Here is a 10,965-nt window from a genome sequence, read left to right on the forward strand (position 1 = left end):
ATCTACGGCAAGCGGGGACCGTTCGTCGGCCGGAACCGCCACTTCCGCTCGATCGCCGCCGCAAGATCGACATCGTGGTGCCGCGCGAACAGCAGGATATGGCCGAGGAGATCCGCCGTCTCGTCGGCGAGCAGCCGCCGCAGATCCTCCGGCGAATGCCCTTTCGCCGGCGATCGGCCCGACAGACGGTTGGCGACCTGGGTCAGTTCGCCCGCCTCCTCCTGCAGCTTCAAAAGAAACCAGTCGCCGTCCCGCGCGATATCGCGTTCCGCAGCGTAGCGCGCCGACGCGGCCTCGAAGGATTCGGCGAGTGCCCGGATCATCCCTGTTCTCCCTATGTTCGGCAAACACAACCACGATTCCCGGCGCGGGTCCATAGCCGGCCCCGTCCCCGGCAGCCCGGCGGCGCAGGCAAACGGACCGGGGCGGCCGCGCGTTAACGAACCGGATACCATGCGGACGGCATAAAGGGCCGATCGGAACCGCAATCGGAGACCCAATGCCCTCCACTCTTCGCAGCGCCGTCCGCCAGCGGCTCAGGCACGCCGTCATCACCGGCGGGCTCGAATTCGCGCGGCTTGCCGGCCGCGCGGGGCTGATGACGTCGGCACGGGGAAACGGGGCCATCTTCACGCTTCACCACGTCCGGCCGAAGGCCGTGCAGGCCTTCGAGCCGAACGCCCATCTGGAGATCACGCCCGCCTTCCTCGACGAGGCGATCGTGCATCTTGCCGAGGAAGGCTACCAGTTCGTCGCGCTGCACGACCTGCCGGCCCGCATGGCGATCGCACGGCCGGAAGAACGCTTCGCCGCCTTCACGCTCGACGACGGCTACCGCAACAACGCCCTGCACGCGCAGCCGGTCTTCACCAGGCACAAGGTGCCCTTCACGGTTTTCGTCGCCGGCGGCTTTGCCTGCAGGACGCACAGCATCTGGTGGGAGACGCTGACGGAGCTGCTGCGCGGCCTTGCGCATATCGAGTTCGACTTCGGGGCAGGCCCGGTGGTCCTGCCGCTCGCCTCGCCGTTCCAGAAACAGGCGGCGTTCAACCGTTTCGCTGCCTTCGTCCATGCCGGCAGCGACGAGGCATCCGCCATCGCGCGCCTCGACGAAATCGCCGCCCGCAACGGCATCGATCCCCTCCTCATCACGGAACGGCTGGTGCTGCGCGAGCCGGAGCTGAAGAGCCTGGCGCTCAACCCGCTCGCGACGCTCGGCGCCCACACGATCAGCCACCGGGCGCTCGCCCGCCTGCCGGACGACGAGGCCCGCCGCGAGATGCGGGACTCGGCCGACCGCGTCGAGGCGATGATCGGCCGCCGCCCCGACACCTTCGCCTATCCCTACGGCGACGATGCTGCGGTCTCGCCGCGCGAGCACAGGCTTGCTGCCGAGCTCGGCTTCCGCGTCGCCGTCACGACGCTGCCGGGCACGCTGTCGCAGGCGTCCTTCGACCGGCCGACCGCCCTGCCGCGCATCTCCCTCAACGGCCTCTATCAGAAGCGCAAATATGTCGAGGCGCTTGCCTCGGGCATCCCCTTCCGCCTGATGCGGCGCTGACCGGCGTCAGGGATACATCCTGACCTTCGTCCAGCCGCCGCCACCCTCGGCGCGACGGAATTCCACCCGGTCGTGCAGGCGGAAGGGACGGTCGTGCCAGAACTCGATCGACACCGGACGAATGCGGAACCCGGACCAGTGCGGCGGGCGCGGGATGTCGCCGATCGCATAGCGCGCCGTATATTCGGCGACCGCCTTTTCCAGCGCGAACCGGCTTTCGAGCGGCCGCGACTGCTTCGACGCCCAGGCGCCGATGCGGCTGCCGCGCGGACGCGAGGCATAATAGATGTCCGCCTCCGCGTCGCTCACCACCTCGACGTCGCCGCGCACGCGCACCTGCCGGCGCAGGGACTTCCAGTGGAAACACATGGCGGCCTTGTGCGACGACAGGATTTCCGTGCCCTTGCGGCTTTCGAAATTCGTATAGAAAACGAAGCCGTTCTCGTCGAACCCCTTGAGAAGCACCATGCGGACATTCGGCATCCCGCTCTCGTCGACCGTCGCCAGCGCGAGCGCGTTCGGGTCGTTCGGCTCGCTCTTCTCCGCCTCGGCAAGCCATGTGCCAAACAGGGAATAGGGCTCGTTTTCCTGTGTGAAGTCACCGCTTGTTAACGCATTCTCGTTCATCATCGCTTCCAATGCCGTTGGTTTTTATCGAGTAAGGCTGGCAGGAGTGGAAGTCATAGCAAAGTCGCGTTCCGAGACAATGATATTGTGCCTGCGCGGACCGTCCGTCGCGGGCCTTCTCCTGTCATGCACGCTGCTTTCCGGCTGCATGGGCAGCGGTCTCGATTTCGCCTCCGGCATCAAGGTGGACCGCAGCGTCAAGACCAGCACCATTCCCGGCCAGATCGAGGAACGCACCGACGAGGCGACGGTACGCAACGCCGTCTCCTCCGCCGACCTCGCGCTCAATGCCGGCAAGCCTATTCCCTGGGCCAACACCGCGTCGGGAAGCGCCGGCGTCATCAACCGGATCGTGGAGAACCGCGACGAGGCGGGCCGGACGTGCCGCGACTTCGCGACAACGCTCCATTCCTACAAGGGCATCGCCAATTTCACGGGCAAGGCCTGCATGACCCGGGACGGCGACTGGCTGACGACCACCTTCGACCGCCAGGGCTGACCCTCCTTCCTGAATGACGCTGCACGTCGGCGCCGTAACCAACGGTTAGGAGGTTTCTGCCACCATGGCCGGACCTGCGCGCGCATCGCGTCGGCAAGAACGAGGGAATCGGAGCACGGGCTCCGGCAGACGGGAAGAGCGGTCCAATGCTGATGCGTGATCCTTATTCGGTACTGGGCGTCAAGCGCGACGCCGATCAGGAGGATATCCGTACCGCCTGGCGCTCGCTCGCCAAGGCGCTCCATCCCGACCAGAACCAGGACGACCCCTTCGCCACGATGCGCTTCACCGAGATCGGCCGTGCCTATGAACTGCTGCGCGACCCGCAGCGGCGCGGCAATTTCGACCGCGCTCACCGCGAGGCCGAAATCCGCCGAGAAATGAACCTCAGGCGCATGGAGCAGATGCGCCAGCAGCAAAGCGCCCGCAAGCCGGAGCCGGCCGAGCAGAAGCCGGCCGACGATGCCGCCGACGAGATGATCTCGCGCATCTTCGGCGCGGAGGCGAGACCCGTTGCCGGCGATGCCGGCGCGAAACCGGCGCGCACGGCCGTCTCCGATCCGAAACCCGAGGCGAAGGATCCGCCGCGCGCAGGCAGCGCGCTCGAGGGCGACAGCACGAAGGCCGAAGCCGCCGCGCGCGCCCGTGCGCCCGCTGCCGAACTCATATCCTCGATCATCAAGCGCATCCGCGGCCTGCGCACGATGCCCGAAAAGGCGCCCGACCTCGTGGCCGACCTCGTCGTCACGGTCGACGAACTCCTGTCGAAGGCCTGGAAGACGGTCGAGGCACAGGGGCAGACGGTCCGCCTGCAGCTTCAGCCCGGCATGACGGAGGGCCACGTCGTGCAACTGCGCGAGCAGGGCCACCGCATCCAGAACCTGAAGCGCGGCGACGCCATCGTCACGATCCGCATCGCGCCCGGCGACTTCCGCGTCGAAGGCTTCGACCTGCGCACGCCGCTGCCGATCACCATCGAGAATGCCGTCCTCGGTTGCGAGACCACCGTCAGGGGACCCGACGGCAGCGTTCTCCCCGTCGTCGTGCCCGAGTGGTCCGGCTCCGACCACGTGCTGCGGATCGAGGGACACGGCCTTCATGACGCCTCCGGCGGGCGCGGCGACCTGCTGGCGGAGATTCGCCTGATGCTCTGGGAAAAGCCCGATCAGAAGGTCATCGACCTCATGCGCCATCAGCGCGAAGGCCTCTATTTGTGACGCTTTCGTGAAAAGAGCACCCATTGTTACGGGTGCTAACAGTTCCTGAACCGGGCCAAGCTTGAACGGCACAGCCGGCTATGCCATAGGCACAATCCGACAAAAGTATCAGGGGGTATCCATGGTCCAGGCATCTGGTCTGATGAAGGGCAAGCGCGGCGTCATCATGGGCGTCGCCAACAACCGTTCGATCGCCTGGGGTATCGCCAAGGCAATCCACGCGCAGGGTGGCGAAATTGCACTGACCTATCAGGGCGATGCGCTGAAGAAGCGCGTCGAGCCGCTGGCCGCCGAAATCGGCGGTGTGCTCGCCGGCCACTGCGACGTCAGCGACGAGTCCACGATCGACGCGGTTTTCGAATCGGTTGAAAAGATGTGGGGCAAGATCGATTTCATCGTGCATGCGATCGGCTTTTCCGACAAGGACGAGCTGACCGGCCGCTACATCGACACGTCGCCGGAAAACTTCGCCAAGACGATGCAGATCTCCGTCTATTCCTTCACCTCGGTCGCGCGCCGCGCCGAGAAGCTGATGACGGACGGCGGCTCCATGCTGACGCTGACCTATTACGGCGCCGAGAAGGTCATGCCGAACTACAACGTCATGGGCGTCGCCAAGGCGGCACTCGAGGCGAGCGTCAAATATCTCGCCGTGGACCTCGGCCCGAAGAACATCCGCGTCAACGCCATCTCGGCCGGTCCAATCAAGACGCTTGCAGCCTCCGGCATCGGCGACTTCCGCTACATTCTGAAGTGGAACGAGTACAACGCTCCGCTGCGCCGCACCGTGACCATCGAGGAGGTCGGCGACGTCGGGCTCTACATGCTCTCCGACCTGTCGCGTTCGGTGACCGGCGAGGTGCATCACGCCGACAGCGGCTACCACGTCGTCGGCATGAAGGCCGTCGACGCGCCGGACATTTCCGTCATCAAGGACTGACGCTTTATACCGGGGCAGGCCGTTGCTTCTCTACATGATCCGTCACGGCCAAACCGACTGGAATGCCGAAGGGCGTCTCCAGGGACAGCGGGACATACCGATGAACGATTTCGGCCGCGGCCAGGCCCGCGCGAACGGCGTCGCGCTCGGCGCCGTGCTCGCCGGCAGCCGTGAGCGCTTCGATTTCGTCGCAAGCCCGCTCGGGCGCACGCGCGAGACGATGGAACTCGTCCGCGGCGCCATGGGCCTGCCACCCCGCGACTACCGCACGGACGACCGGCTCGTCGAAGTGTCCTTCGGCGACTGGGAAGGGTACACCATGGCGGAGATCAAGATGCACGCGCGGGAACGGGTCCGCGAGCGGGCACGGGCGAAATGGGACTTCATCCCGCCCGGCGAGAATGCGGAGAGCTACGAGATCCTGTCGTGGCGCATCGGTTCGTGGCTCAAGGACGTGACGCGGCCGATGGTCTGCGTCAGCCACGGCGGCGTCTTCCGGGCGCTGTTCAAGCTGCTCGGCGCGGAGCGCGAAGAGGCGGCGACGACGCCGATCCATCAGGATCGCATCCTGCGGGTCGACGACAGCGGCTGCGAGTGGCTCTGAGGCGGCGTTCCACGGCCTCTATTGCAGGATTTCCAGATCGTCGATGACGCGCTTGCCGTCGACTTCGGTAAAGAAGACGAGCACCTTCACGCCCGGTTCCAGGCCTTCGAAATTGAACTCCTCCGGCGCCTGGTAGTTCTGGCCGTCGTCGAGCGAGACGCTGAGCGCGTTCGTGTCGATACCGGTGATGACCGCTTCCACGTCCCCGCTCTCGGCAAGGGCGCGCAACGGCGAAAACAGGCTGGCGGAAGCCAGCAGCGCGGCGATCAGGAGACGCATCCTACAAAACCTCGTGCGTGAATCACTTCTTGCATTCGCCACTGCCATGCTCCTGAATTATGGCGAAATTCGCCTTGTTCCCGTCTGCTGTGCGCCAATCCATGGCGTGAAAGGCGAGCCTCGGCAAGGGCGCAAGCGCCTCGTCCGCAACGTTTTCCACGCCCGCGTCGCCCGTGCTTCAACAACTGAATAAATGCAATTTTAATGAAACATCTCTAACCTCGCACTGTTGTACGAGGAACCTCCGCCTTGGGATCGCCGACCGAATTCCGCAGCCGCCTGGCCGCATTCTGGGACTGGGTGAAGCCGCCGCTTCTCCCGGCTGCGATCGCGGCCTGCGTCATCGTGACGGCGGCGGACTATTACGAACGCCAGACGGAGCGCCTCCACCTCAACGAACTCAAGGCCCAGGTCGAGAACGACCTCAACCTCGTAAGCGCCCGCCTGCACGGCGAGATCAAGGCCGGCGTCACCGCCATGCGCGGCCTTGCCAACCGCTACACGCTTCGCTCCGCCGGCGCGGAAGCGGACTTCGGTCCGTCCGCGCGCCGGCTGCTGCTGCAGAACCCGCAGTTCCACCGCCTTGCCATCGCGCCCGGCGGCGTGATCGAGCAGATCCACCCACTGGCGGGCAACGAGCGGCTGGTGGGATCCGATCTCTTCCGCTTCCGCTCACAGCGGATCGTAGCCCAGGAACACCGGTCCCGCGGCCGCCCCGTCATGGTCGGCCCGGTGCAGCTCCCCGACGGCAGCCGCGGCTTCAACCTGCTCCTCCCCGTCTTCAGAAAGACAGACAACCATCACCAGATCTGGGGTTATGTCGACGGGATCATCGACGAACGCAAGCTCTATATCGCGACCGGCCTGATCGACTCCGGCGAGGGCACGAACCGCCTCAAGTGGAAGGGCGGTTCGGACATCCAGCTGTCGATCCGAGATGCAAGCATTCCCGACAATGTGCAGGACCCGTTCTTCGGCGACCCTGACGTCTTCAACAAGTCCCCCGTCCTGAAGACGCTCGGCCTGCCCGGGGCCGTCTGGGAACTCGCGGCCATTCCGACCAACGGCTGGCAGGTGCCTGCCGAGAGCCGAACGCAGGCGCGCCGGCTGATCGCCGCCGCCGCGGTGCTGATCATCGTGCCCATCCTGCTGATGGGCGGCCTCGTCAGCGAGCGGCAGCGCAACATCGCACGGCTGCGCGCCCGGGAGAACCAGGTGCAGTCGCTGTCGCAGCGCCTCGATCTCGCGCTCGAGGCCTCCAAGGTCGGCATCTGGGAAATCGCGCTGCCCGGCAGGCAGCGCAGCTGGGACGAGCGCATGTATCACGTCCATGGCCTGCCCGAGGACCATATTCCGACGAATGACGAATGGCTGCAGACCATCCATCCGGACGATCGCGACAGGGCGCTTGCCGAAACGGTCGATGTGCTCGAGGGACAGCACCACTACTGGTCCCAGTACCGCGCCGTTCTGCCGGACGGGTCGGTACGCCATCTGCGCAACGTCGGCTCCCGCCTGACCGGCGTCGACGGCCGGGAGACGATCACCGGCATCACGCTCGACGTCACCGAAGACGTCGAACTCAACGACCGGCTGACCAGGGCCAAGGAACAGTCGGACCATCAGAATGCCGAACTCGAAAAGCTGACGCGGCGTCTCGATCTCGCGCTCGACGCCTATCGCTGCGGTCTCTGGGAAGCCGATCTCGACGACGGGCTGACGCTCTGGGACGAGCGCATGCATCAGCTCTATGGCGTGCCCTACACGGGCGAACGCATCGATCACCAGACCTGGCTCGACGCCATCCATCCGGAAGACCGCGACTTCGCCGCCAGCCATGTCAGGGACTGCATCCGGGAGAACAAGCCGTACCAGCGCAGGAGCCGCGTGGTGCATCCCGACGGTACGATCCGCCACATCCAGTCGGTCGGAAAGCTGCAGGTGACGCCGGACGGTCGGCGCAAGCTCGTCGGCCTCGCCTTCGACGTGACGGAGGACGCGATCCTGAACCGCGAGCTGCGCGAGGCGAAGCAGCAGGCCGAAAAGCAGAATGCCGATCTCGAACTCGCGCTTCAGGACCTCTCCGAACGGGAACGCGAGCTGGAACGCACCACCCATCGGCTGGACCTCGCCCTCGATTCCTACCGCTGCGGGCTTTGGGAGGCCGACCTCGAGGCCGGCCGGACCTACTGGGACCGGCGCATGCACCAGCTCTACGGCCTGGCCTTCACGGACGGCCACGTGACGGAGGAAGCCTGGCTCGGCTCGATCCATCCGGATGACCGGCAGGCCACGCTGGACGATGCCAACCACTGCGTCGAGCACGACCTGCCCTACGTGCATCAGGCAAGGATCGTGCTGCCCGAGGGGGAAACGCGCCACATACGATCGGTCGGCAAGGTCCACCGCGACGGTGCCGGAAACCGCAAGCTGATCGGCATCGCCTTCGACGTCACCGACGATGTCGCGATGAACGAACGGCTGCGCGCCGCCAAGGCGGTCGCGGACGCGAAGAACGTCGAGCTGGAACAGGCCAAGACCCGCATCGAACACAACGCGCTGCACGATCCGCTGACGGGGCTTGCCAACCGGCGCAAGCTCGACGACATGCTTTCCCATGTGGCGGAGCGGAGCCGCGAGGACGACGTCCGGCTCGCCATCCTCCACATCGACCTCGACCGCTTCAAGCAGATCAACGACACACTCGGCCATGCGGCCGGCGACGCGCTGCTCGTCCATGCCTCGGAAATCCTGCGCACATGCGTCGGTCGGGATGACCTGGTCGCCCGTATCGGCGGCGACGAATTCGTCGTGCTGACGGAAACGTCCGACAAGGAGGCCGTGGCGGATCTCTCCGGGCGCATCAACGCCCTGATGCGCCAGCCGCTCGAATACAACGGCCAGACCTGCCGCTTCGGCGTCAGCATCGGCATTGCCACGGCCCGCGGCCGCAACCTCGACACCCGCCAGCTGCTCGTCAATGCCGACATCGCGCTCTACCGCGCCAAGGCACTCGGCCGCAACCGCCACGAATTCTTCACCGCCGCGCTGCAGGCCGAGATCGTCTCCAACAAGCGCATCGCCGACGACATCCTCGCCGGCATCGAGAACGACGAGTTCGTTCCCTTCTACCAGCCGCAGATCGACGCGACGACGCTCCGGCTCGCCGGTGCCGAGGCGCTCATCCGCTGGAACCATCCGCGCGACGGGCTGCTGACCCCGGACCGCTTCCTCGGCATTGCCGAGGATCTGAACGTGATGGACACGCTCGACCGCATCGTGCTCGAAAAGGCGCTCGCCGACAGTGCCCGTTTTGCCGCGGCGGGGCTCGTCATGCCGAAGATATCGGTAAACGTATCGGCGCGCCGGCTTCGCGACGAGACGCTTGTCAACAGCCTCTGCGGCCTGTCGATCGCGCCGGGGCAACTCGTCTTCGAACTCGTCGAATCGATCTTCCTCGACGAGACGGATGATCTGGTGCTGCACAACATCCAGCGCATCAAGGAACTCGGAATCGACATCGAGATCGACGATTTCGGCACCGGGCACACGTCGATCGTCAGCCTGCTGAAACTGAAGCCGAAACGGCTGAAGATCGACCGGCAGCTCGTCGCCCCGATCCTCGCCTCCCGCCACGAGCAGGCGCTGGTGCGCTCCATCATCGAGATCGGCCGGTCGCTCGGCATCGGGATCGTCGCCGAGGGTGTCGAGACGATGCAGCATGCCGAAATGCTCTCGATGCTCGGCTGCGACCTGCTTCAGGGCTATGCCTTCGCACGGCCGCTGCCGCGCGAGGCGTTTCTCGACTTCGCCCTCGCGCGCCGGCTGAAACTCGCCTCCTGACGACAGCGACGGTGCAGACCTTCGAATTCGCGTCGCGCGCCCTTCAACTTTCCCGCATTCGGCTCTATGAGAGGTCCGCACTTCGGAAATCGGGCGGCCCGGCGCGGCGCCCGGCAGAGCCTGGACCCATGCCATGTCGCACAATACCTTCGGCCACCTCTTCCGCGTCACGACCTGGGGCGAAAGCCACGGCATCGCACTCGGCTGCGTGGTCGACGGCTGCCCGCCCGGCATCCGCTTCACGCTTGCCGAACTCCAGGCCTGGCTCGACAAGCGCAAGCCGGGCCAATCGCGCTTCGTGACGCAGCGCCGCGAGGACGACCTCGTGAAGGTGCTCTCCGGCGTGATGATGGACGACGACGGCGAGACGATGATCACCACCGGAACGCCGGTCTCGATGATGATCGAGAACACCGACCAGCGGTCCAAGGACTATTCCGAGATCGCCAAGCGCTACCGGCCCGGCCATGCCGACTATACCTACGACGTCAAATACGGCATCCGCGACTATCGCGGCGGCGGGCGCTCCTCGGCGCGCGAGACGGCGGCGCGCGTCGCCGCCGGCGGGCTTGCCCGCAAGGTCGTGCCGGGGCTCAGCGTCCGCGCGGCGCTCGTGCAGATCGGCAAGCACCGGATCGACCGTGCCGACTGGGACTGGAACGAGGTCGGCAACAATCCCTTCTTCTGCCCCGACTCGAAGATGGTCCCGGTCTGGGAGGATTATCTCGACGGCATCCGCAAGGCCGGGTCCTCGGTCGGCGCCGTCGTCGAGGTCGTTGCCGAGGGTGTGCCCGCCGGCATCGGCGCGCCGATCTATGGCAAGCTCGACCAGGAGATCGCCTCGCTGCTCATGTCGATCAACGCCGTGAAGGGTGTCGAGATCGGCAACGGTTTCGCCGCCGCCGAAATTTCCGGCGAGGAGAATGCCGACGAAATGCGGATGGGCAATGACGGCAATCCGATCTTCCTGTCCAACCATGCCGGCGGCATTCTCGGCGGCATCTCCACCGGCCAGCCGGTCGTCGCCCGCTTCGCCATCAAGCCGACCTCGTCGATCCTGACCGAGCGCCGCTCGATCGACGCCGACGGCAACAATGTCGACGTGCGCACCAAGGGCCGGCACGACCCGTGCGTCGGCATCCGCGCCGTGCCGATCGGCGAGGCCATGGTCGCCTGCGCCATCGCCGACCACTATCTTCGCGACCGCGGCCAGACGGGCCGGCTGAAATAGGAAGAGACCCATGAGCTACGACCAGACGCGCGTCGTCGATGCCATCCGCGCCTTCGAGGCCGGCGAGATCGTCGTCGTCATGGACGACGACGGCCGCGAGAACGAGGGCGACCTCATCGTCGCGGCGGTCCACTGCACACCGGAAAAGATGGCCTTCATCGTGC

General features: G+C 66.0%; 11 protein-coding genes. 8 read left to right on the plus strand and 3 right to left on the minus strand.

Annotation, left to right across the window (positions count from 1 at the left end; translation table 11 throughout):
• Nucleotides 1-2: 2 nt before the first annotated feature.
• Entirely contained in the window at nucleotides 3-323 is a 321-nt protein-coding gene (locus tag LXM94_RS09295; RefSeq protein ID WP_235770915.1) for a nucleoside triphosphate pyrophosphohydrolase family protein, read from the minus strand.
• Between the two features lie 176 nt (nucleotides 324-499).
• Here LXM94_RS09295 and LXM94_RS09300 point away from each other — a divergent pair, with 176 nt between their 5' ends.
• Nucleotides 500-1,561 carry a polysaccharide deacetylase family protein gene (locus LXM94_RS09300; RefSeq protein WP_235770917.1) on the plus strand — a complete coding sequence of 354 codons (1,062 nt, stop codon included), beginning with the start codon at nucleotides 500-502 and terminating at the stop codon, nucleotides 1,559-1,561.
• 6 nt (nucleotides 1,562-1,567) lie between these two features.
• Here LXM94_RS09300 and pdxH read toward each other — a convergent pair whose 3' ends face one another.
• Nucleotides 1,568-2,188: a pyridoxamine 5'-phosphate oxidase gene (pdxH, locus tag LXM94_RS09305; RefSeq protein WP_235770919.1), complete on the minus strand. Its 621-nt coding sequence runs from the start codon at nucleotides 2,186-2,188 to the stop codon at nucleotides 1,568-1,570.
• Nucleotides 2,189-2,234: 46 nt separating this feature from the next.
• On the opposite strand from pdxH, the gene LXM94_RS09310 reads away from it, so the two are divergent.
• The 4 genes from LXM94_RS09310 to LXM94_RS09325 all read left to right on the plus strand — a co-directional run bounded on the left by LXM94_RS09310 (nucleotide 2,235) and on the right by LXM94_RS09325 (nucleotide 5,448).
• Nucleotides 2,235-2,687 (plus strand): RT0821/Lpp0805 family surface protein, encoded by a 453-nt coding sequence (locus LXM94_RS09310; protein ID WP_235770921.1) that lies wholly within the window; start codon nucleotides 2,235-2,237, stop codon nucleotides 2,685-2,687.
• Between the two features lie 146 nt (nucleotides 2,688-2,833).
• A complete protein-coding gene (locus tag LXM94_RS09315; RefSeq protein ID WP_235770922.1) occupies nucleotides 2,834-3,904 on the plus strand; it encodes a DnaJ domain-containing protein in 1,071 nt (356 codons plus the stop codon).
• 121 nt (nucleotides 3,905-4,025) lie between these two features.
• The gene (gene fabI, locus LXM94_RS09320) at nucleotides 4,026-4,844 is read left to right on the plus strand and encodes an enoyl-ACP reductase FabI (RefSeq protein WP_235770923.1); all 819 of its coding nucleotides are present in this window, start codon (nucleotides 4,026-4,028) and stop codon (nucleotides 4,842-4,844) included.
• A gap of 22 nt (nucleotides 4,845-4,866) precedes the next feature.
• The gene (locus LXM94_RS09325) at nucleotides 4,867-5,448 is read left to right on the plus strand and encodes a histidine phosphatase family protein (protein ID WP_235770924.1); all 582 of its coding nucleotides are present in this window, start codon (nucleotides 4,867-4,869) and stop codon (nucleotides 5,446-5,448) included.
• An 18-nt stretch (nucleotides 5,449-5,466) separates the two neighbouring features.
• Here the strand turns inward: LXM94_RS09325 and LXM94_RS09330 are convergent, their stop codons facing one another.
• On the minus strand, nucleotides 5,467-5,727 hold the full coding sequence (locus tag LXM94_RS09330) for a DUF1344 domain-containing protein (RefSeq protein WP_235770925.1): 261 nt from the start codon (nucleotides 5,725-5,727) through the stop codon (nucleotides 5,467-5,469).
• 249 nt (nucleotides 5,728-5,976) lie between these two features.
• On the opposite strand from LXM94_RS09330, the gene LXM94_RS09335 reads away from it, so the two are divergent.
• The 3 genes from LXM94_RS09335 to LXM94_RS09345 form a co-directional block, all read left to right on the plus strand.
• Nucleotides 5,977-9,570 (plus strand): bifunctional diguanylate cyclase/phosphodiesterase, encoded by a 3,594-nt coding sequence (locus tag LXM94_RS09335; protein WP_235770926.1) that lies wholly within the window; start codon nucleotides 5,977-5,979, stop codon nucleotides 9,568-9,570.
• 133 nt (nucleotides 9,571-9,703) lie between these two features.
• Entirely contained in the window at nucleotides 9,704-10,801 is a 1,098-nt protein-coding gene (gene aroC, locus LXM94_RS09340; RefSeq protein WP_235770927.1) for a chorismate synthase, read from the plus strand.
• Between the two features lie 10 nt (nucleotides 10,802-10,811).
• On the plus strand, nucleotides 10,812-10,965 hold a 154-nt coding region (locus LXM94_RS09345), incomplete at its 3' end, for a 3,4-dihydroxy-2-butanone-4-phosphate synthase (protein ID WP_235770931.1).

This window comes from Rhizobium alarense, assembly GCF_021555155.1.
In the GTDB taxonomy this organism is placed as follows: domain Bacteria; phylum Pseudomonadota; class Alphaproteobacteria; order Rhizobiales; family Rhizobiaceae; genus Rhizobium_D; species Rhizobium_D alarense.